This is a genomic window from Undibacterium paludis, assembly GCF_022568815.1.
Classification (GTDB): domain Bacteria; phylum Pseudomonadota; class Gammaproteobacteria; order Burkholderiales; family Burkholderiaceae_D; genus Undibacterium.
Genome location: NZ_JAKZHX010000001.1, coordinates 613418 through 636840, shown reverse-complemented (window position 1 = coordinate 636840; position 23423 = coordinate 613418). Strand labels below are relative to the sequence as shown.

Here is a 23423-nt window from a genome sequence, read left to right as displayed (position 1 = left end):
CCCCCAAATACGAAAATGAGCTGAGAAAGCCGGTTTCATCTTCTTTCTCTGCTGATTGGCGAAACTGTGATAATCATTGCAAAGTGGCGCGCAAATGAATTCGCGCCACTTTGCGCGCCAAATCTGATGCTAGAGATACCAAATTCACCTAGGTAAGTAATAGTATGGAACACTGGACTTACCTAACTATGCATGGGGTGAGCGTGCTGGTGTTAGAGAAGCGTAGTAGCTGTTTCTGCAAACGCCTGTTGCTTTTCCTCGATTACTTACAATCAGACGAAATGGGCGCTAAGAATTCGACTAATATCCTGCCCGCTCATTTTTTTGGCAAAAAATTGAGTGCGAAGATTTTTTAGAAACGTAATCAATGTACTGAACTTGGCATTTGACAAGATTAATTGATTCATTTCTGTAAAATTGTCGCCAACCAAATGATTGTTTGTGTCTGCAGTTACAATGCCTAAAATCGCTTGAAGAAAGTAATCCTTCGGCGTAGTAAGATGATTATCAATTAATCGTTCCTTTACTCCGCCAATTCCAACTGCTTTTGTATCGCAATTGAAAGCCGGTCGCAAATTCGTATCCAGAAATATAGTGAACACGGGATCGAATGCTAAGTCCTCAAACTGATTTAATTTTCTATCTGAGATCATTTTTTCTTCAATCGATAAATAATCTGTATGCATGCGATCTAATCTCAACGCTCCAATTTGGAGTTCGATTTGACTATTACTGCATAAAGCATTCACATATTCATAGGCCGGTATATTTTTGATGAAGCGCCGTTTTTCACTGTTAGGATCGAACACATGAAAAGGTTTGAAGTGGATAACATCACTACCACTATTAGCGCTATTTTCTATGAACCGATCTATTTCATCTTGAGTAGTATCTGCATGGAGCAAAAATGTTGATCGCAGTCTTAGGTTCAAATCTAATTCTCGTTTAATCTGGTTCATTCGCTTAATTGCCGTATAAGCACCTTGTTCATGAACAGAAAAACTCATTGTCGAGACTTTTCTTTGACGTGAATATATTTTTTGTAATAGGCTGGCACCCAGGGCATCATTTCGGACTAACTTTTCATATACGATCGATACTAGTCCATTTGTGTTCACATCTAAGCTTAGATCTCTCTTGGCAACTTCTTGAAGTAAGTCCTTCCAGCTAGCATACATGCCAGGTTCTCCTCCACCAGTAATCAATACCGATTGGCCTTGGAAAGATGCGAATTGAGAAATGTTCTTTATTAACCCATCAATTGGCACTGAGATGTCATTTTTGATTGGGAACGAACAACCTACACAGTCTTTGGGCCCATTTGGGTAAAAGAGATTGCAACGATCAGTTAGATTTACCTGTAATTGATACGGGTAAATTGTTGGGAGTCTACCGTCAGCAAGTTCGGACATACTTCCAATTGTTCTCTCCATGTCTTCACTATGTATGGAGTAGTTATTGGTTTCGAGGGTTTTCATATATCGTGTTCCCCAAGCTGTGACAATTTCTTAAACATATTGCTGAGGTTAACTATGCCTTGGTCATCTCGCACGCTTACAAAATTACCTTTGTACTCTGCAAACGCGCCGGCTTGATTAGTAATAACTTTCGCAAACATGCCACTACTATGACTTTTCCTATTATTTAGCCACGTTCTGATGTCGTAAGCATGTTGATGCTCTCCAGCACAGTCTTGTCTAGGACATGAGTACCCGTAACGAGAACCGAATTCTTCTAACTCACTTTCAACTTTTTTTAAAGAGTTCGGATCCAACTTAAGTAATATATCGTTCTTGTTTGCATAGCCGTCGAAATGCAAACCTTTGATCATATGTTGCATACCATGTTCAAATGCAAATTTCCTTACTTCGAGTATTCCTGGTGCGTTCAGGTTTGTTAAGGTCGTACTCAACCCGAGTTTACTTAGGTCATCTTCATATACTTGCAACAACATACTTAGTTGTTCTGGAATATCCACTCCACTAAAATTTACATAATTGTAAAAGTGGTTAATGGTCTTTCCTGGAATTAATTGATCATTAATTTGAGGGTTTAAGCTCTCCAACTTGCAGCTTAAGTTAACTCCGAGATTATGAAGTTCCGTCGCATATTCTTCGTCTAGCACTTTCATATTCGTATAAATAATCAGTCCTAAATTTAGCTCCTTAGCTTTCAATGCCAGTTGCCTACACGATTTTTTTCTAATCAAGACTTCACCCTCGCTGCACAAGAAAATCACCGATCCACCCATACTCGAAAACTGCGCCATCGCATCGCAGATTTCGGAAACTGATAATGGTGTTATTTTTTTCTCTCTAAGAGCGAACAGATCTACGTCTCTCAGTTTGAATTTCCTCCGATCTAAGAGAGTTGCAGACTCAGTAAAGCAATACTGACATGCCATTTGGCATGGAGCCGCGAGATTGAGTTCTAAAAACAGGGGGACGGGACTTTCCTGGTCATCAAACTTCTGTATTTGCTCAAAACTGAAATTTAACGCTTGTATTACAGGGAATCTGTAGACCCCGTTGACATCATCGATTTCAAATATAAGTGGTGAATTCTTATGATCAGATTTAGTAGCCATACAGATTTTCCCTATCTTATTTAACCAGATCAATCGAATCGCGTTTTGCAACATTCAACCCGGTGCTCAATTGCGAGAGCAGAAATTCTTCGTGCTGCATCAGTTCGGTCGCGATTTCACTACAGTCACCCAGGTTGCGTCAATCCTTGAATCACGATCGGTCAGTCCATAAAAATTCGTTCTACAGTTCAGTCTACGACAATGCAATACTGCCTTGACCCCACGCTGATTTCCTCGAATTAGTTTGCCGCAGTTCGCAGGCACTCTAACGCATTAATGAAACTCGGGTCATATCCGACCCTTAAAGAGCTTGGTAGATAGTCAGTTTGAGAAACATCAATTCAAGATAGGTTTGATGGTAACTTGTAATTTTTGCATTTAAATCATAAATGCGAATAAATTATTAAACAATTGTCAAATTGTTGTTGAATTAACTTAATTAAGTGTTGAGCAGAAAAATTATCTTTATCTTTTGTGTTGGAGGTATTACGTCAAACAAGGGTACACAATTTCCATGCATGTAGGGTGAATCGAACAAACGGGTCATGATTTTTAATACGCTTCTAGGTTGAGGCTAAGATACGAAGAGGCATGCTTGATCAATGTGATCGTTTTTTCGATACTGGCTAGATAGTTGTCAATCGACTTTCTTTAGCTATTTTCGCTAGTTTAGCTGTACAGATAAAGTAAATCGATTATTGTTGGTTAAGCAGTGGCGTGCTTGCAAATTCAAGCAATGTTGACGATTTTGACGCCAGCATTTATGAGTAGTTGATAAAGGACGGCGATATTTGTTCGCGCGCCGCGCTGCGCACAATATGTGAAAACAACGCGCTGTTTTGCGCGCGTGAAAGCCACAAAAAACCCCGCAGTTGCCTCGATCTGATCGTTGGAAAAACTCCACCATGCGCCATCGTCTAGTCCGACAAATATGACGCTATGGTATTCGAGACCCTTGCTTTTGTGAATCGTCATCAGTGGAACTGCGTGAATACCTTCGTAAATATCGAGAGCTGGAACCCATTTAGTGCCAGCAACTGCCGACATCCACAAATGCTCGGCTATTGAATCAAGGACTTTTTCGAGCCACTCCCCTTGTCCGTAAGCAGGATGTGTCGAGATCAATCTGTCACAACCGATAAATCCTATAATGTCGTCTATTATCTGCCGTGATTCCGCTTTTGAATTTGGTGGATTGTTATGATTCGCTTTGAACTTGAGTACGTAAGCATCTAATTCTCTGGCGAGATTGGCCTGTGCAACCTCATCGTCATATGCTATTCCCCATAAAGTGACTAGCGCCACTTGGCACTTGCTCCAATGTCGTCCTGCTCTAGTGGTTATGGCAAGACGTAGAATTGCTACGATCAATTCTGACGCGGCTTCTACAAGCAAGTCTTGGAGCATGATTGATCCAACCATGCCCGCTTCATTGCGCAAATGAATTCCCACAGTCGCAAAGGCTGGGCCAAGAATCGCGGCATATTCGTTGGCCTTCTGCCGCACCAGTAAGACAAAATCGCGCGGAGCGAGCGTATGTGCTTTCATCTCGCTTGCGATAAAAGCGGCGAGACGCTTTGCCTCAATCTCTGGCGTCGAAAAATCCCATATGGCGCAACTATCCCCTGTAATTGTACCAACGGTTTTTGACACAGGGGCAACGGCTCGGGCGTCCAAAGCCTGCGCCAAGATGTGCTGGATACGCACCAGTTCCGGTGATGAGCGGTAATTATTGGAAAGCGGCGTTCGCGTTGCTCCAAAGGTTTCGTCAAAGGCGGTGAATGGATCGTCCATTGCCATTGCCCAGCGCATAATCTGCTGTTTGTTGTCCCCAACCGCGGTAATAACAGTGTCGGTGCCAAGGAAGATAGTGCGAACGAGATCATACTGGATTTGTGTCGTGTCCTGGAATTCATCCATGAACACATGTGAGTAGGTCAACCGAAGTGCATCACGCACGATTGGATTAACTCGCAACAGAATTTCGGCGAGTCGCCCGATCATAGGAAATGACAAGACGCTTTTATTGCCTGTATGGAGTGACATTTGCCAAAATCTATCTGCAGCCCACTGGACAGGTGTCGAATTCGGCAAACCGTCGACCGGAAGTGGCGATCCGACTAAATACCGGCGTTCGAAGGTTTTTACCGATATCGCCTGGATATCGGCATAGGTTCCGACTGTAGCTGGTGGCGTTCCAACTAACTGAGATAGGAATTCCCGATAATCCCTTTCAACCGGGAACATAATATCGTAATTAGGTCGGGGTCTCCAGCGCTGGGGTAGCGCCTGACCGAAACGGTCAATCAACCCCTTCGCAAAGGCATCGAACGTCATTGAGTCAAAGCGATCGGCGTGGTTGCGATGGCAGCGTTGGCGAACGCGTGCAGTGAGGTTTGTAGCAGCGTCGCGCTTGAAGCTGATTGCAAGTATGCGCCGCGGTGCTGGAGCTTTACCAGTTTGAAGGAGGTAAGCGGCGCGTTGGGCAAGTAATTCCGTCTTCCCAGCGCCAGGACCAGCAATGACTGATCGGTTTTTTGCCGACTGGACGACTATAAGTGCATTCTTTTCTAGCTCATCTACTCCAATGGGCTTCCAATCTTCTGAGCGGATCCTTCTCGACGACACTGGCATATCTAATCTCTCCGCAAGGTCTTAGCAATATGCTTGAGAACCTCCGCTAGTAAGGCAGGCATACCTTCCTTTAAGTCTTTTTTGTTGATGTGTGCCAGGGCCGCCAGATGTGTTGCAGGCTTGCTGTTGGTGAGAAAATGATAGCGGTAGGCTGGCAGAAGTGTGGGATAGTCTTTGAGCGTATCCGTGTACAGTGTGAGCCCTGGTCCCGCAGTGCCGAGCACTACCTCCGCTGCCTTATCCACAGCCATTCTTGGACCACCTCCCTTAGGGATTATGGCTGCGTACGCGCTTGGGAAGGCGCGTAACATAGCTAGATCAAGATCGAGTGGTGCCGAAAAATAGACGCCGTGTGGCTTAAGGCTATTAACCCAGCCTTCTAAATGTGTGTGATCTTTCCAGGTGTGCATTGCTGCAAAATCTGGGTCGGATAGTATGCCATTTGTGATTTCCAATAGCTGATTTTTGGGAGCTCCAAATTCGATGAGCTTTTCTATCGCCGTTTTAACTCTACCGAAGCCACCACCTTCACGTCCCAGATCAAGGTCTAACAGGGTTGCATGTGGGATTCCTAACTGTTTCAACAATCGCCAAAAATGCTGTACATGCCGTCCGCCAAGAGGGACGATTGCAACGAAAGCAGGGTCTATCAGCAGACCAAGCGCCTCTGCCAAAGCAGGTAAGACGATCCGTTCTGAATCGCCTTCTACAAGCAAGACGAACCGGGCGAAGTAGAGTTCCGGGTAGGCGAGCATAGCACCGCGAACGAACTTGGCAGCCTCATCAGCCTTAGGTGGAATCTTGATCTTCTTGACGGAGGATACACGTGTTTTTGAATCACATCTGCAGTAGCGAACTTCCTCTGGATCGACGCGACTCAGCACTGCGGGCGAATGGCTGGTGATGATGGCTTGAGCACTACCTTCGTCGGTCAGTGAGCGAACTTGATGGATGATGCGGGCAAGGAAATAAGGCGAAAGATGGTTTTCCGGCTCTTCCAAAGCGAAAAGTGTGAGTGCGGGGATATGTAGGGTGTCGTCACGAAATCCTTTAACTGTGCCCTCTACTACCTCGCGTTCGAGATCGAAAACGGCTGCGGCCAAAGCGAAGTAAAAAAGCGATTGTTGTCCATCACTTAAAGCATCAATATTGCGCTCCTGTCCGTCTGGTCCTTGCTCGAAGATGACAGCAATCTTGTTGACGACTTCCTCGAACCGACGACTGACCAGGCTAAGCCTAGGTTTCGTATCGACCATGTCGTCGTGGAGGGCCGACCAGCGTGTTTGCAAGGCGCTACCGATCGAGGCAATTGCTGATTCTCCCTCGAATGCGGTGGTGAGATTTTCGCTGGCCTCTTGAACAGCGTCTTCTGTCTCAGAGGACCATTCGATCGCACGGAGTAGCCGCGCAGCAAGTGCGCCGCTGGTTGCTCGAACCTGAGCTGCCGCGTCGCGACTGGCTGGTGTGTAGTACAGCTGGATCAGGCCACGATCTGCCGCAGAAACAGGTTGACAGTTATCTTTCGCCGGATTGTCATCAAGCGTGTCAACCCAGAAGAGTTCTTGTGAAACATCGCCCTCAATCGTACCGTCGTCTTCCCATCGGGCTTCGAGACGCACACGACAGACTGGATCTTCCCCTTCTCGTTCTATTAGCATATGCCGGAAACTAGGGGCAATCGTCTCAGGTGTTGCTGTATCATCGGTAAGTTCGGGTAACCCTATCAGCACTTCGATGAACAGATCTTTGGTTTTACCATCGTCAGGAGAGTCTTTTGCTCCCAAATGAAAATCCGAACGCAGGATGGTACGGTGCGCACGTGAAACGCCGAATACTTTCGATAGTGCGTGCAGGAGTGCTGTTTTACCTGCTGCATTTGGACCAACAATCGCAGTGACTTCCGGCGAAATCGGCACTGTTATTGGGATCGGACCAAAACATCGGAAGCCTGAAATCTTGATAGACTCAATATGCACTAGCTAGTCCCCTGACAATTTTTCTAATTGATTATATTGTTTAAATTGCAACTCTCTGATTACTGTAAAAACTTGATCTAGAGATTAAATATTTTAAGGCGCAGAACCTTGTGCTCTTCAAATTTGCCCGAATTTAAGCAGTACCTCCTTCGGATAATTTGACTCGACCAAAGTTAATAAAAATCATCCAATCGCGGAAAATTCTACACCCTTCTATTTTCCAAATACCTTGATAGCGTCAGCACGAATTTCATGCCTGACTTTTTTTAGCCAAGCAAACAGCCTTGGCATTTGAGGCATTCGCCAGGTCTTAAAGGTTAGTTTGTCCAGCCCGACATTTCTGCTTGGCATTCGGCGCAAATGTAAAGGTGACGACCTTCAAAACTTCAAACTAGGAATACTATCTGCAACCCGGGCTCAAGGGGATCTTTGAGCACTGCTATCGCGTTGAGCTGTACTAACCTCATGCTCTATGTGATCGCACCATTGAAAACAACAGTGCTGTGATGGCAAACATGAGTTCTGCCTGATTTCAAAACCAAGTAACTAAAGTTTGCGAGTAATCTGACATCTCAAATTTAATCTTAACGACAAGTGACATTGCCGTAATAGTCTTTCGTGCAGACCTTGTTTTGGTTGTACAGATTGCTGGGTTGGTTATACGTATTGTTACGGTAAGTTGAGTTACCGTATGCATCCGTACTTGACCTAGTGGTGTTTCCATAGTTGTCACGGTAAGTTGTATTGCCATACGCGTCAGTAGTGCTTCGCGTCACATTTCCGTAATTGTCTCGATAGGTGGAGTTTCCGTAGGCATCTGTAGTGCCGCGAACAGTATTTCCGTAATTATCGCGGTATGTGGAATTACCGTAAGTGTCTGTGGTACCACGGACGGTGTTGCCGTAGTTGTCCCGATAAGTTGAATTGCCATATGCATCGGTAGTGCCCCTTACGGTGTTGCCATAAGAGTCCCTACATGTTGTGTTGCCGTAAGCGTCTCTAGTACACCGAGTGTCCGCGAGAACCATTCCGGAAGAAGCAAAAAATAGTGCAGCACTAATCAGAATAGCTTTTGTTATCATTTGGATGCTCCATCATATTTGACCGAGAATGCGGCTTCATTAAAGTAGCATATTGCCAAGAATGCCTCAAGCAGAATATCGAAGTAAAATCGAATTCTACGCAAGCACTATGTTGATCGAGAAAAATACCTAGTGCATACCCTTTAGCTCAGCTTGCCTAATCACTTCCTGTTTGAATGCGAGCATGCCGCTTTTCTTTGGAATTTTGTGATTTTTACCAATTCCGGTTTTAAATTGACTTTAAAGTCGCAACTTATGTTTATCGGCACAGCTATACGGCGATCAGTATAGGCTCGCTCCGTGAGTCCAAAGTACAGATAACATTGCAAGGAAATACAACTAGTCCTTAAAGTCAAAAGCCACCTTAAGGTGGCTTTTGACTCTATTGCCAAGATGGCATCGCCGGCTTAGGTTCCTCATTGAAGGAGCGGGAGTGGGATCGCTTTCGGCTACATAGTTAGGAACGCCCTTTGATCAAAAATGATCAATTATTTTTTGTGGCAACCTGAACCTGTCGTCGGTTTCAAAGTGCCAGTTTAGGCCAGGAAAGTATGGCAGAAACTCTATGGATGACCCAAACACCCTCGGCATCGGATACCCAGCCGGTTTTTAAAAGCCGTGCATAGTATTGCTGAAGAATCTCGGTTTCAGACATGTGCGCTCGCTTGCCGGCCTTGGACTCCAGAGATTTTTCGCTAAACTGCCTGGCTAAATCTTCACATATATCCCATCGCTGGAAGCGTTCCGGAGGCGAAGTACCTGGCGAATAGAATTTACCTTCGTATTCTGTCAATAACTGCTTGGCTTGGGCTCCAGAAATTGCTCCTAGTAGTGCTGTCATCGGAAAATCAGCAGGTACCTCACCGAATTTACTGATTTCCGACTCGGTAGTCTTTGGTTCTTGATTATTCATTTTCACAACCTAAATAAAAATGAGACAAGCTGTTGACATATTCTCTCAGGTTCCGCAGTTTATGTTCAAAGATACTTTTAAAGAATTATCGTAGAGATCACCTTTGATTCAGCTTTCTTTAGCTATTTTCGCTAGTTTAGCTGCGCAGATAAATTAAATCGATGTCTACAAAATATTGATATGATTTCGTTACTCTTTTTTCTGGCTTCCAGCTAGGTTTTGATGCTGGCGCCGATTTTCTCAATCAGAGTCTGACGCTTCGATAACTTCGACAATGCCATCACGCACATCATTGAGAAAATTCAATGCATCACCGCCGTATAGGCTGTTAGGAACTGCCAATTCGATCACGCATTGGAACGTATTCTCAAACCAAGACATCTCGGTTCCCATTGGTGGAATTCCATGTGCGTCGCAAAGGTAAGTGACAGCTCTGGTTAAGATATTCGGATCCCTACCTTGCATAACGATGTAATCAAGATACTGAATGGCGATGGTTTCGTACTTATACGCCAGCGTTTCTATTACATCGGGAGAAAGTTCCATCGAGCCTGGGTAAACACTTTTCGCAAGTGCAACACAAGCATCGTTCAAGGCTCCGCGTCGAAAGTCAGACATTTTTTCCCTATTATGTTGCTTAAATTTTGTCTTTAAACTATTTTCCTTGATAAACGGGAGTCAATTTCAGCTCCTCGTAGTGTCGGGTAAAATTAGGGCAGTTGAAAGCCCTCCGGCCACAGAAAATACGGGCCAAATCGAGACTTGGCTACAAATTCTATACCGGCATCTGTTCCCTTTTGGGTAAGAACATGTTTGTCATCAGTAAGTACAAGATGACCAGAAACAATTGCACGCTCCAGGAGCACATGCACTTTGATTCCAAGCTTCTGTCCGAATTTTGATGAAGTGAGCTTCCCAAGACTGTCTGGAGTATCTGCCTTGCCTGGAGATGAGTTACTGGTGTCTTCGGGTTCAATTGAAACCTGCTCTTGCGCGCAACTGACTTCGTCGCTGATACGAATGATTCGCTGGGCTTCTTCGTAGGCATCTTTGTAGAGCTGGGTATCTTCTGACCGGCTGAATAAAACTCCCATTTCGTTGTTGTTGACTTGACTGAACTCATAGAGGTTCATACTTGTGACGATGCAGAGTTCTTCGTTCATGTAACACTTGGCATGAAGATTTTTGCAGAAACTGGTGCGGATATAAGTGAGGCTATTTAGCCATTCCAGCTCTTTGCGCGGCAGCTCGCTCTTACCGTAAATAATGCGGACATCAATTTTTAGACGATTCTTATCTTCGAGCAGTTCTCTCATGCGATCATTCAGCTTCAAAAATGGACTAATAAGAATCAGGCGTTCTTGCGCCTCTTTGATCATTTCTTCCAGAAAATAGTTGGTCGCACTCGTATTGAGAAACTTTGCCATTAGCAATTCCTTTAATTATCCTTGCTGAGTTTATTCAGTCGCCATAGATAGATCTGCTCAATGATGTTTTGAGCCTGCCTCGGCGTAAAGCCAGTGATATGTAACGTCTAGCGGTTTGCCAAGAAAAGAAAACCTGCCAAGAGAGCCGTTACAACCCAAAACTGCGCTTGTGGGCTGGAAGGCTCGAAACCAGCAACCCGGTTGGCAAGTGTCTCGCAATTATTTTCCAGTGGATGGTATGGTTTTCGGCTGGCCAATTCTTCCAGCATACGTCTTTGCACATTGGGTTGTTCAGCAAGCGGAATCGGGCGAACTTGCCGCACAGGTTTCCCCGCTGCAAATTTCTCATATGTGACCAACTGAACACCAGATGTTGACGTGGTATGCAGAACATGCCCATCAGACAGCTGTACGCCACAGTGCTCGCCCAACCCAGTCAGTTTTTGTCTGGCAATAATTGCCAGGTCCGCGAATTGGTTGGTGAAATTCATCAAATTAATTCTCCTTCATTTTTTTGTTTGAGACAGCAGCCAAATTAATGCAGCAATGACCCCTGCATTAATGAGCAACTGCTTTACTTCAGTTCTAGCCCGTGCTTGTTCTGCGCTCACTTTTTGTCTGAAATGCTCCATCAATCCAATTTGGTATGGTGACGGTGTGACTACACCACGCTCCCACTTACTGATAGTCATCACATGAGCGTCAAATAGACGTGCGAAGTCTGCCTGGGTGAGACCGATCGATTTTCGAATGGCAATAATATCTTCTGGGGCCATGACAACTATGCTTGAGAGTAAGTTATATGATTATGCTTTCGCTTAGTTTCTCTTGGAATTGTCGCTTCTTCAAGTAGAATTTCCAAAATACCGCTCTGGAACATAATTTAGTATCTTTTTTGCCACATTGCGTACCTAGATTATTGCCGATGTATGCCCATCAGAACTTCATTTAGCGTCTTTTGAGGTGGATTTAATACATGATTTGACATAACTGTTTCTGGTGATCCATAAAAACTACTGCGCCCCTTGTGATTTCTGCAGAGATCACAAGGGGCGCAGCATATGAGGCTTCAAATTACGTCATTTATAAATAGGTGGAATTCCGACACTTGAATTATGGTCACTTACTTCATTGTATCGACGTCGCTTATCTGGGAATTTGCATATATTTCACTGAGGTTGGTCTGCGCCGAAATGATTTCCAGGAAAATTTGCTTCCATCCGTGTCCGATCGCCAGATTCACGGAACGGTAGCTCGGATCGGCCATCAGTACCTCATGTGCTTTGACAGCATGCCATGCCGGCAGGCCAGGGAACAAGTGATGCACCAGGTGTAAGCCCTCAGCCTTTCGCAAGCCCAGAATGAAGTTTGTGATGTTCCCGCAGTGCCTGTTTCGTGTCGTGATGATGTCAATGCGGTCTTCGCAGTCGATCATCGGGAAGTGTTCTGACAATTCAGCACTGGCGCCAATCCAGGCCTGCGTAGTGATCAAGGGTATGATCCAGTAGAAAAAGAAGATGAACATCAGGTCGTAGTAGATCAAGGCAACGGTGATGGAAGTGTAGAACAGCAAACGGCCGGTGCGTTCCGCACGACTTTCTTCCATCGGGAAAATGCGATTTTTTGTAAGGTAGACCAGGTATTTATAAATAGAACTGATCGAGAACAGACCTATGACGAATTTAATGACTGCCACGGGTGTACGATTTACGCCGCACAATCCGACCTCGGTGAGATGCTTAAAGTCAGGATCGTTTTCAGGGTCACCAAAGTGCCCGTGATGACCTTTGCCGTGAGTTGCACGATAGCCTGTGAGGCTTTGGAAAACGAAATAGCCAGAGAAGATGGTTCCCAGCACATTATTGAGCATCCTATTTTTTGCCAGCGTCAAATGTGAGGCTTGGTGCAAAACATCGGCCAGGCTCCTCTGGCGGCCGCCGATATGGACCAACACCAGGAGATAGGTCAGCGCAGCACCGGGAGTAGAAAAATACTTCCAGGCCATCGAAGACAAGAAGATCGCGCTGGTGATGAAGAACCAGTGATTGAGCAATTCAAGGAAGCCGTGATAATTATCAGTTACATGCAACTGACGAATATACGCTACGAGGTGGGACGCGAAAGGGTGTTTTTTGCACTTGTGAGACTTGCTTGAATCCTTCTTCATGATTACCTCCAGGCGGTGATGGAAAGTTGGTGAGGAAAGATTAGGCTTGACATAAATTGAATTCAAATGCAGATTGGGGTATCGACATAGCGTCATGAAAGCAACGCATAGAAGGTGTGGTAGTAAGGTATCAGCCAGGAGGTAGAAGTCTGGTAGAAGTCTGGTAGAAGTGGATAAATGCCAAATCAGAAAAGGGGACTAAATTGCATCGAAACAGATCGCCATGGACCATTGATGCGTGTAGCGTAGATGGGGTCGAAGATCTCAATCACGTCGACCTCATTCTCAACGACGTGCTGGAACGCTTTCTGGAGATCAGTCTTCACAGTCATCGGTCAGTGCTTGTCGCAGGCAAAGGACAAGGAAAAACGCTGGCATTGCTCTATAAATCCTTCAATTACCATCAGAAGGGTATCAAGTGCTTACCGACGGGGAACAATTTAATTGAACGAATTCCAAATTTTCACTTAAAGCCTACCGAACGCCGACTGATTCAATCACTGACCCAAAAAGAGGCCTGGGGATTAATTTGGGAGGTGTCAATTGCCGCTGCACTGATGTGCCTCTTCAAAGACGATGGAACTCAGGATAGTGTTTTCGGGGCCTTATTTCGGACTGCAACAAATCAACGCATTAGCTCTGGGAGCGTGGCGAACTATGCGCTGTGGTTGATTCAAAGCCACAATAACGTTGAGGCTGCCAGGGAAGCACTTCCGCTCGTACGGGAGTATGTACAAAAACTGAACGAAGTAATTGGCGTCTTCATTGACAATATTGACGAGGCTCTGGAGGAGGTTTGTGATCCCCTTCACTTCAGGGACATTGCAGCTGGAATTGATCCAACAGAGATATGGGTTAGCTCACAGCTCGGACTAGTAGATGCGATAGACCAGTATCGGAAGTTGAACAAGAAAATCAAAATCTCTGCCACAATTAGAATTGAAGCGTACAAAAAATATCCAACTAACCGCGCGTCAAACCTGGATGAGTTTTGCGAAATTCTTCAATATGACACTCATGACCTAAGAAAAATCTTTGACCTGAATGTCGAGATGGAAGATGACAAATCGGTAGCTTGCCCTTCAGAAACCGATATGATCACCAGGTTTTTTGGACGGAAAAGTTTTTTTCATGACCGAGTTGTGTCCAACGAAAACGTCCCGGTTGAAGAAGACATCTTTGAATGCATACTGCGGCACACCTTGGGCCGCCCACGAGATCTGATGCGAATTGGGGGATATATAGCCCGACATTGCCCTCGTAGCGAGCGTTCTAACGACAAGAAGCTGAGGGACGCGATTCGTGCCGGCGCTGCGGAGATATTTGAGAAATACAAAGGAGAGAGTTTTCCGAGATGGGATGATTCTTATGACCTTTTCCTCGAATTTTTCCCGTCCAATGTGGTGACCAGGGCTCAAATGAACAGGATGGCAAACGCGTTTGAGTTCAAGTTTTCTGATAAGACGCACCCTGGGTGCTATTATTATCAACGTGGTTTACTTGGTACCAACAGAGAGCAGCGCCAATTTTTTCTTCCACCAAATACGTTCCTAGCTTCTGATAAGCGCTTTCCAACCGAAGATTGCTTCTACCTGCATCCATGCATGACAGTCGCATTGCATGATGCCAGAGTGAAATCAGAAGTTTGCAAATCTCAGTTCTCAGATCAAATCCTATGTGGTCAAGGTTTACCGACGAGTCAGGCCGTAGCAGAGTTTCCTCAACTTAAAAGATTTCGTTTTGGTATTCGGGATAATTGTTTTTGGTTTGAACTTGACGGAATAGATCTTGCACTCTCAGGAGGTCATTCTCAGCCCAGGTTGCTCTTGGCGATAATTCTGCAATCTGTAATGGAGCATGGGAGACAGCTAAACGTGAATGAACATTTAAATCCTATGGCACGAAAGCTGGCCAAAGACCTTTCATGTGATGTTTTGTCTATCCGTTCGAACTCCGAAGCTGCCGCTACGCTCATGGATTTATTTAACCAAAGCAAAGCAAAGTTACCTCTAAAAAAAATTAACGAGATTTTGAACAAATACCCTCTATGTTGTAATGAGGGTAGCTATAAGGCAAGTGAAAGTAGTGTGGGGTTGGGTAAAGGCCCCATCACATGGCAAACATCTGATAAGCGAACGAATGCTGTCGTCTACTTTGACATTTGCCTCCCCTCTGAAATTGAAGAAGTTAGAGACATTAGGAGTGGGTTGTGAAATTCAAACAGTGCGCGTCAAAGTAGTTGTTGCATTAATTGATTAGCTGTGTGGTTAATTTTTTGAAGCTTAAAGATTATACTGTCTTGGTTTGATCGAGAAAGATAATACGTTTTTAAGTCTCCTTGGGGTAATGACATAGCGTGACCAAAGCAGCGTGTATTATGTGTGGTAGTAAGGTACCAGTCTGGATGTAGAAGTCTGGTAGGTGTGGATAAATGCCAAATCAGAAAAGGGGACTAAATTGCATCGAAACAGATCGCCATGGACCATTGATGCGAGCAGTGTAGGTGGGGTCGAAGATCTCAATCACATCGACCTCATTCTCAACGATGCGTTGAAACGTTTTCTGGAGATCAGTCCAGACAAGCATCGGTCAGTGCTTGTCGCAGGCAAAGGACAAGGAAAAACATTGGCACTGCTCTATAAATCCTCCAAATACCGCAAGGAGGATATCAAGTGCTTACCGACGGGGGACAATTTAATTGAGCGAATTCCAAGTTTTCATCTGAAGCCGACCGAGCACGAACTAATTAAATCACTGAGTGAAAAAGAAGACTGGGGATTAATCTGGGAGGTATCAATTGCTGCCGCACTGATGTGCCTCTTCAAAGACGACGGAAATCAGGATAGTGTTTTCGGAACCTTATTTCGGACTGCGACAAATCAACGCATTAACTCCGAGAACGTGGCGAACTATGCGCTGTGGTTAATCCAGAGCCATAATAATGTTGAGGCTGCCAGGAAAGCACTTCCGCTCGTACGGGAGTATGTACAAAAACTGAACGAAGAAATTGGCGTCTTTATTGATAATATTGATGAGGCACTGGAGGAGTTTTGTGATCCCCTTCATTTCAGCGATATTGCTGCCGGAATTGACACAACTAACATATGGGTGAGCTCACAACTAGGTCTCGTAGACGCCATAGCTCAATATAAGAAACATAGCCCTAAAATCAAAGTCTCTGCCACAATTAGGATTGAAGCATACAATAAAAGAACGTCAAACCTGGATGAGTTTTGCGAAATTCTTCAATATAACACTCATGACCTGAGAAAAATCTTTGATCTGAATGTCGAGATGGAAGATGAAAAATCGGTAGCTTGCCCTTCAGAAACCGATATGATCACCAGGTTTTTTGGACGGAAAAGTTTTTCTCATGACCGAGTTGTGTCAAACGAAAACGTCCCGGTTGAAGAAGGCATCTTTGAATGCATACTGCGGCACACCTTGGGCCGCCCACGAGATCTGATGCGGATTGGCGGTTATATAGCCCGACATTGCCTCCCTAGCGAACGTTCTAACGACAAGAAACTCAGGGATGCGATTCGTGCCGGTGCTGCGGAGGTATTTGAAAAATACAAAGGGGAGAGTTTTCCGAGATGGGATGATTCTTATGACCTTTTCCTCGAATTTTTCCCGTCCAATGTGGTGACCAGGGCTCAAATGAACAGGATGGCAAACGCATTTGAGCTCAAATATTCTGATAAGACGCACCCTGGGTGCTATTATTATCAACGCGGTTTACTTGGTACCAACAGAGAGCAGCGTCAATTTTTTCTTCCACCAAATACTTTCCCAGCTTCTGATATTCGCATTCCAACCAAAGATTGCTTCTACCTGCATCCATGCATGACAGTCGCTTTGCATGATGCCAGAATGAAATCAGAAGTTTGCAAATCTCAGTTCTCAGATCAAATCCTATGTGGTCAGGGTTTACCGAAGAGTCAGGGAGCAGCGGAGTTTCCTCAACTTAAAAGATTTCGTTTTGGTATTCGGGAGAACTGTTTTTGGTTTGAACTTGATGGGATAGATCTTCCTCTCCCTAGAGGGAATTCGCATCCCAGGTTACTCTTGGCGATAATTCTACGGTCAGCAATGGAGCATGGAAAAGACTTAATGATGAACGAACATTTGAATCCTGTGGCACAAAAGCTGGCCCAGGATCTTCCACCTGATGATTCGTTGAATAGTTGGAATTCCGCGACCACTCCAACGCTCATGCATATGTTTAACCAAAGCAAGGTAAAGTCGGGTGTACCAGCTCTCAAGAAAATTAACGAGGTTTTGAACGAATATCCTTTTTGCTGTAACAATGGCAGCTATAACGCAACTAAAGATGAAGGTAATGGCAGAGGTCCCATCACCTGGAAAAAATCTGATCAGCGAGGTACGAATGCTTACCTGTACTTGGGTGTTTGTCGCTCCTCTGAAATTGAAGAAGTGAAAGACACTACTGCAACTAATGGACTGTGATATTTACGAGATTTCTAGTCAGCCACACTGTCTTCCAAGGTTTCGACTTCGGGGTCGTCGCTGATCGCGAAGTAGTCGACCTCTTCAACTGTGAACACCGCTTTATTTTCTTTGACGGTACATTGGGTCTCTGTATAGAAAAAGCACCAGGCAACTCTTTCGTTGCTTGCGAAGTCACGCAGCCTTTCCATGACAGCCCGGTCATTTTGCTCCAGCCATTGCTTCGAAAGCTTAACGGCTGCTGTGCTTGTTCTATCCGCCTTAATTCCGGTCGGACTGACTTTTTTGAAGAATTTTATAAAAAAGACGTTTGTCAGCTCATGTACCTGGACGCGGCCATAATAGATGCGGCTCGGTTGATAAAACGGATGATATCCATGAATTGACATGCAGATGCTATCGAATGTACCTTTCTCCTTCCCTTCAATGGCTAAAGGAATGGCCTGGCGTTCTTCTTTTGTGAACATCAGGAAATTGGCAGCGACTGTTGCCATGAATTTTGATGTTGTTGGCTGAATCCTAGATCTAACTGGCTTTTGTCCCTGCGGATTCTCGCCCCCGTCGTCTCCGCCAGAATCGCTGGCACTTATTGGCGTTGACGAGTTTGTGCTGCGTTTTTTTCTTGACTTGAGTTTGAATAACAGACCAGCTGCCGTCAGCGTGGAGCCAGACATATCACCATCGACAGTATCGGTTGGTGTTTTGTCTCCCTTTTTACCAGCAACACCTATCCAGGTGCAATTGGGAATGTGGGCATGCAATTTATGTTCGCGGTAATAAGGTGAGACACGTTTCTGACCGGGCCTATCGGGCCTGTCGTACAGTGCGGCGACGATCAGAGGGTTCTTTTCTTCCCGGCATTTCGGATCTCCGCAGCGAAAAATAAACCGCTCCCGCTTTTCTTCGGGTTGTTTGAAATACAAAGAATGCGCATCTTGGATGCTGATATTCTTCTCCGCCTTCTCACAGTATGCCAATGCTTGCGACATTTATGCCTCCAAATAAGGGCTATATTCAATATTGCCAATATTGAAATTATTTTTAACCAAATCAAGTAAGGATCATCCAGTTTGCTGACCGGATTTGCTTAAATCTCTCCTCTTATTGTAGCTAAATTAGTTAACTAGCAACACATCTGACGAAGGAGGAGTAAGTTGCAAAGCAGGAGCGTGGAACCACTGGCCGATGACAACCCACATACCGGATTGGCGAATACTTTTACACGGCGCAAGCTTCTCTATGTAGCCGTTCATTCTAAATGGTTGGGAAAACTGATATCGATTCAAAGGCGACGGTTTATTGGCATTCCTCACAATGCTCATATTCAAGGCCTTTATGAGATAAAGATATGAACATTTTTAAAATAGTTGCCTCGCGGAATTTAAATCATTTTGAAAATACCTTAATATCGTTTAGTGATGGAGACGCACGGTACAAACGATATGAACAGACAGAAGCGCTGGCAGCCCTCGGACGGTATTGAGGAGCTACTTATGCCAAAGCGTGTTATTGGACCAAGCCACTACAGTGTTACTGGGCGAGTTCCTTCAGCGAAAAATGGATCCGGACGTGATGCGGAATCTGGGTTAGAGCAGGATTTTTTGTTACTGCTGGAGTTTGACAGAGCAGTTGCACGATATGGCGTCCAGCCAATGACGGTGCATTGGCAAACTGATGCTGGCCAGAAAAGGCAGTACACCCCGGATGTCCTAGTCATTTACCATTACGCCCATCTTCAAATGGTGCCTTTGCATCCACCTACTATTTTCGAGGTCAAACCTGCTGCGGTCTTGAAGCGTGATTGGGAAAAATTGCGTCCCAAATTCAAAAGCGCCATGAAATGGGCCAGGGAATATGGGTTCCGCTTCAAAATTATTACTGATACTCAGATCAGGACACCTTACTTGAACAACGTTCGGTTTCTCACTCGCTTCAGTGAACGTTCTCTGACGAGAGATGAGTCCAGGGATCCAGTTAAACATGTAGCGTTACGGGAAGCACTCAAGAAGGTTTCCGTTTCTACGCCCAAAGAATTGTTGAGACTGGTGACCTCAAATGAACAACAGCAACTGGAGTTGATTCCCATGATGTGGCAGATGATGCACATTGGAGTTATTGATGCCGACCTGACAAAGCCGCTGAACATGAATACGCCAATATGGTATTGCAGTGGGTACATCAATGACTAATCCTGCCAAAGAACTTTACCCAGGGCTTGTCTTTGAGAAAGACGGCATAACTTACTGCATCCGTCGTGTAAGCAAACGCAGAAAAATGGTTACGGTTGTCAGCATCGACCAGCCAGGAGGCGAAGAGGTTGATTTTTCATTTGAAGAAATGACCGGGCATCAGCACCCGAATAATATGGAGCCCTCCTTGGATCTGGATCATATTGATCCTCATGACTGGAACATAGCGCTCGAACGGTGCCGCTTAGTGAGAGCCTTGCTTGCCTTGCCGGAGCGCACAGAAGATGACGTGAAAGCCGTTGCAACTGCAGCATTGGTTCATACCTCTACCGTCTATAGATGGATTGAAAAATTCCAGGCGACACCCCGGGTATCAGTGTTCCTGAGAGCACCACGGAACGATAAAGGCACAACCAAATTGTCTGCGGAAGTTGAGCAGATCATCGCTCATGTTATTGGAAGTAAATTACTCACAGACCAGAAGCTCAAGCCGAGTAAAGCCTTCAGAGAAGTTGAAATGCAATGCAAGGATCTTGGATATGAAGTTCCTCATGAAAATACTTTTTTAGCGAGAGTCCGCCAGATCAGTCCTGTCTTAATGGCGAAGAAACGCCATGGAAAGAACGCAGCGCTTGCCTTGCGGCCGATTCTTGGAACAATTCCATGGCAGGATACGCCGTATAGTTTGATTCAGATTGACCATACTCCCGTCGATATTATCTTGGTCGACAGCGTTCATCGTCTTCCACTTAAGCGACCATGGCTTACCCTGGCCATCGACGTTAATTCCAGAATGGTAGCGGGCTATTACATTGCATTTGATTCCCCAGGTACTCTCGGAACAGGCATTTGTGTTTCTAACCTGATTTTGCCGAAAGAGCCTCTACTCGCAAAATTTGGTATCCAGACAAACTGGCCGTGCCAGGGCATACCAGGGATTATTCATCTTGATAATGCGAGAGAGTTTCGCGGTAATACGTTGAAGATGGCGTGCAACGAGTACAACATAGAACTCAAGTTCAGGCAAGTTAAGAGGCCTCAATATGGTGCGCACATAGAACGCATGATGGGTACGTTCATGTCGGAAGTACACGCTTTGCCAGGGACAACTTTTTCGAATTCAGGTGATTTGGAAGATTACGAGCCTGAGAAAGAAGCGGCAATGACATTGTTTGAATTCGAGAAATGGCTGCTCAATGTGATTCGTGCGTATCACAACAGAAACCACAGCGAATTGAATATGTCGCCCTTGCAGAAGTTTTTACAGGGTTTAAGTGGCGATGATGAACATCCTGGTGTTGGGGTCCTTCCTTCTGTACAAGATGCAGATAAATTGAGAATCGATTTTCTTCCTATGGAGCGCCGTAGCGTACAGCCATATGGAATCCAGCTTGATAACATTTTCTATTTCGCAGATGTACTTACACGCTGGATTGGTTCGAGGGAGCCTGGAAAATCGAAAGAGGCCAGGAAATTTCTCATCCGCCGTGATCCGCGTGATGTCAGTTATATCTTATTTTACGATCCTGATTTACGTCGCTATTTTAGAATTCCCTATGCCAATGTGAGCCATCCATCAATCAGTTTATGGGAATTACGAGTTGTGCATAAATACCTCAATGACCAGGGAAAAAATGCCAACGACGAAGATGAATTATTCAAGGCTTACAGAGAAATGCAGAAGATAGCTGAAGGAGCCAAGGCATCAACAAAGCAGGTCCAGAATACCAGACTAGCGGCAGAGCGCAAGTCTACTGTACTGCGACATCCAACGCCCCTGTCAATACCGCAGAAAGTAAAGCCAGTTGAGGGGCCACAATCATCCATTTTCTCGGAGACTATCTTGCCCTTCGACGAAGTTGACAAGGCCTAGGATATACCATGATTGACAAGTCAGACAAAGAGTTGAGAATAAAGGCCTTGGAAAAAGTAGTGTGGATAGGTTATCCACGGGCAATTCATATTCGTGGACGTCTCGATTCACTTCTATCGTATGAACGCATGCACCGTATGCCTAATCTAGCCATCGTGGGTGAGTCTAATAACGGTAAGACAATGCTGTTGAATAACTTTTGCAAACGAGCCAATCCAGAAACGAGTCCATTGGACAAGAAAACAGTGCTGCCGGTTCTGATGATTCAGACGCCACCTGAACCGGATGAAAACAGGCTATATGATGAGCTCTTGACAGAACTTTTCGCAAATGGGTCACCACGAGAGCCAATTACGACCAAGAAAGCACGGTTTGCAAAATTGGTTGAAGTACTGGAAACGCGTTTACTCATCTTTGATGAATTTCAGCATATGCTGGCGGGAAGTCTCTTGAAGCAAAGAAAATTTCTAAACGCCATAAAGTACCTTGGTAACCTTTTGCAAATATCATGTGTTGTGTCCGGCACTCCGGAGACTCTCAATGCGTTACAGGCTGACCCACAGATCGCCAACCGGTTTGAACCGGTATTTTTACCAAAATGGAAATTAGATGCGGATTTCTTAAGGTTGCTCGTTACTCTTGAGAGTTTACTTGGGCTGAAAGAAACCTCCAATTTAGCCCAGGAAAAATTAGCTACCTTGTTGCTTGCAACGTGCGAGGGCAACATCGGAGAGTTGTGTTTTCTGCTCAGGAAGCTGGCGACATACGCGATCAATTCCGGTGAGGAAAGAATTACAGAAAATATGTTTAAAGCAGAGATATTGAAAGCTGCCGAGTGGACATCACCATCAAACCGGAATAGAAGCTCTGACTAATTAAGTGTAAGTATGACTACCAACCTGTGGTTGATTCGTCCCAAGCCCTTTGATGACGAGTTATTGTCCTCATGGATGGTAAGAATTGCCTGGCACAACGTAGAGAAACTTGAATCCCTATGTTCTAAATTGTGGGGAACTCGAAGCCAGATTTTGAATGCAGATATTGATCGCACTGCACTATTAGGCCGATATGAGATCATTGCTGATAAATGTGGCGTGTCTCATGATCGCGCCTGGCAGACGACGCTGGCAGCCTACAAAGGCATATTGTTCGACGACATTCCTACTCTTGGTGCAGCACATTGGGTTATGCCGTTAGGCGGCAGGAAACGGCACCGGTTTCTGTATGGTCTGCAATGCTGCCCAGCGTGTTTGAGGGAAGACGCCGAACCATATTATCGGCGTCAATGGAGACTGGCTTTTATTACCGTCTGCTTAAAGCATCATCAAGTACTGATTGACCGCTGTGACTGTTGCGGCTCACCACTTTCATTTCATGAATCTGACTTCGGGAGCTATCGTATACCGGATACGCTCAATATGACGATTTGTCATCGATGTGGAAGAGACTATCGAGATATCCCCACGGCGCCATATGAAAAATGCCAATGGGGACATTTTGTTGAGGCATTTCAGAAAATTGCCGAGTCTGCAATGGAGGATAACTGGGCTCGTGTGTCAGCGCGAGAGGAAATATACGCAATTCTATTCTTTAACGGCATCCGTCATTTGTTGCGTGCGATAGCCACTAATTCGCACTGCAGGGGACTTAAGAAAGTTATTGTCGCCAAGAACAAATTTTTGTACCAACCAACCAGGTTTGAGAACGGAAAATTTTGTGAGCGGCTTGATTTGCATTGGCGATTCGAATTCTGCGGAATTCTTGGGTGGATATTGCAGTCCTGGCCATCCAATTTTGTTGAGTCTGCCAAGCAGGCGAAGCTATCAAGTTCGTATCTCAGGATCTATCGAGGCCCTCTTCCTTATTGGATTGATATGCCGATCAAATGGCATCTCGATAGAGCCTGGTATGTACCAAATTTAGAAGAAAGCGAAACCGTCAGACTGTATCTTGAGAGGCAAGGACTGCCGGCTAAAAGAAACAATGTGAGAAAACTATTAGGCCGTTGGTACGTGTCAAAGCATCGTAAGGAGCAGTTATTGTCATTAGACTCCTCGTTTCCCATATCAGTAAAGTAGCAAAAATACGAACTGATAGCCTAACTC

17 protein-coding genes are annotated in these 23423 nt (G+C 45.1%); 6 read left to right on the top strand and 11 right to left on the bottom strand.

Features of this window, described 5'->3' with window-relative positions; genetic code table 11:
- Nucleotides 1–272: 272 nt before the first annotated feature.
- The 10 genes from LZ463_RS02850 to LZ463_RS02805 form a co-directional block, all read right to left on the bottom strand.
- A complete protein-coding gene (locus tag LZ463_RS02850) occupies nucleotides 273–1478 on the bottom strand; it encodes a hypothetical protein (protein WP_241453648.1) in 1206 nt (401 codons plus the stop codon).
- Nucleotides 1475–2587 (bottom strand): radical SAM protein, encoded by a 1113-nt coding sequence (locus LZ463_RS02845; protein ID WP_241453646.1) that lies wholly within the window; start codon nucleotides 2585–2587, stop codon nucleotides 1475–1477. The genes LZ463_RS02850 and LZ463_RS02845 overlap by 4 nt, the downstream gene beginning before the upstream one ends.
- Nucleotides 2588–3316: 729 nt before the next feature.
- Nucleotides 3317–5221, bottom strand: a complete 1905-nt coding sequence (locus LZ463_RS02840; RefSeq protein ID WP_241453645.1) for a UvrD-helicase domain-containing protein — start codon at nucleotides 5219–5221, stop codon at nucleotides 3317–3319.
- Between the two features lie 2 nt (nucleotides 5222–5223).
- Complete coding sequence (locus LZ463_RS29190; protein WP_241453642.1) at nucleotides 5224–7197, bottom strand: ATP-dependent nuclease; 1974 nt, start codon at nucleotides 7195–7197, stop codon at nucleotides 5224–5226.
- A 1605-nt stretch (nucleotides 7198–8802) separates the two neighbouring features.
- On the bottom strand, nucleotides 8803–9192 hold the full coding sequence (locus tag LZ463_RS02830; RefSeq protein ID WP_241453640.1) for a hypothetical protein: 390 nt from the start codon (nucleotides 9190–9192) through the stop codon (nucleotides 8803–8805).
- A 240-nt stretch (nucleotides 9193–9432) separates the two neighbouring features.
- Nucleotides 9433–9810: a hypothetical protein gene (locus LZ463_RS02825; RefSeq protein ID WP_241453639.1), complete on the bottom strand. Its 378-nt coding sequence runs from the start codon at nucleotides 9808–9810 to the stop codon at nucleotides 9433–9435.
- A gap of 92 nt (nucleotides 9811–9902) precedes the next feature.
- Nucleotides 9903–10619 (bottom strand): phospholipase D family protein, encoded by a 717-nt coding sequence (locus LZ463_RS02820; RefSeq protein WP_241453637.1) that lies wholly within the window; start codon nucleotides 10617–10619, stop codon nucleotides 9903–9905.
- Between the two features lie 107 nt (nucleotides 10620–10726).
- Complete coding sequence (locus tag LZ463_RS02815) at nucleotides 10727–11113, bottom strand: lecithin retinol acyltransferase family protein (RefSeq protein ID WP_241453636.1); 387 nt, start codon at nucleotides 11111–11113, stop codon at nucleotides 10727–10729.
- A gap of 12 nt (nucleotides 11114–11125) precedes the next feature.
- Complete coding sequence (locus tag LZ463_RS02810; RefSeq protein ID WP_241453635.1) at nucleotides 11126–11395, bottom strand: helix-turn-helix domain-containing protein; 270 nt, start codon at nucleotides 11393–11395, stop codon at nucleotides 11126–11128.
- A 347-nt stretch (nucleotides 11396–11742) separates the two neighbouring features.
- Entirely contained in the window at nucleotides 11743–12786 is a 1044-nt protein-coding gene (locus tag LZ463_RS02805) for a fatty acid desaturase (protein ID WP_241453633.1), read from the bottom strand.
- Nucleotides 12787–12989: 203 nt separating this feature from the next.
- Between LZ463_RS02805 and LZ463_RS02800 the strand changes: the two genes are divergently transcribed.
- A complete protein-coding gene (locus LZ463_RS02800) occupies nucleotides 12990–14999 on the top strand; it encodes a hypothetical protein (RefSeq protein WP_241453632.1) in 2010 nt (669 codons plus the stop codon).
- Nucleotides 15000–15207: 208 nt separating this feature from the next.
- The gene (locus LZ463_RS02795) at nucleotides 15208–17256 is read left to right on the top strand and encodes a hypothetical protein (protein ID WP_241453630.1); all 2049 of its coding nucleotides are present in this window, start codon (nucleotides 15208–15210) and stop codon (nucleotides 17254–17256) included.
- 14 nt (nucleotides 17257–17270) lie between these two features.
- Here LZ463_RS02795 and LZ463_RS02790 read toward each other — a convergent pair whose 3' ends face one another.
- Complete coding sequence (locus LZ463_RS02790; RefSeq protein WP_241453628.1) at nucleotides 17271–18245, bottom strand: hypothetical protein; 975 nt, start codon at nucleotides 18243–18245, stop codon at nucleotides 17271–17273.
- Between the two features lie 504 nt (nucleotides 18246–18749).
- On the opposite strand from LZ463_RS02790, the gene LZ463_RS02785 reads away from it, so the two are divergent.
- From LZ463_RS02785 to LZ463_RS02770, 4 genes are read left to right on the top strand one after another with little or no spacing between them, the layout of a single operon-like run.
- Entirely contained in the window at nucleotides 18750–19445 is a 696-nt protein-coding gene (locus tag LZ463_RS02785) for a TnsA endonuclease N-terminal domain-containing protein (RefSeq protein ID WP_241453627.1), read from the top strand.
- Entirely contained in the window at nucleotides 19438–21318 is a 1881-nt protein-coding gene (locus LZ463_RS02780) for a Mu transposase C-terminal domain-containing protein (RefSeq protein ID WP_241453623.1), read from the top strand. Before LZ463_RS02785 ends, LZ463_RS02780 begins: the two co-directional genes overlap by 8 nt.
- 8 nt (nucleotides 21319–21326) lie before the next feature.
- Nucleotides 21327–22193, top strand: coding sequence for a TniB family NTP-binding protein (locus LZ463_RS02775; protein ID WP_241453621.1), 867 nt, complete (start codon nucleotides 21327–21329; stop codon nucleotides 22191–22193).
- A 12-nt stretch (nucleotides 22194–22205) separates the two neighbouring features.
- Nucleotides 22206–23396 (top strand): TniQ family protein, encoded by a 1191-nt coding sequence (locus tag LZ463_RS02770; protein WP_241453618.1) that lies wholly within the window; start codon nucleotides 22206–22208, stop codon nucleotides 23394–23396.
- Nucleotides 23397–23423 lie beyond the last annotated feature (27 nt).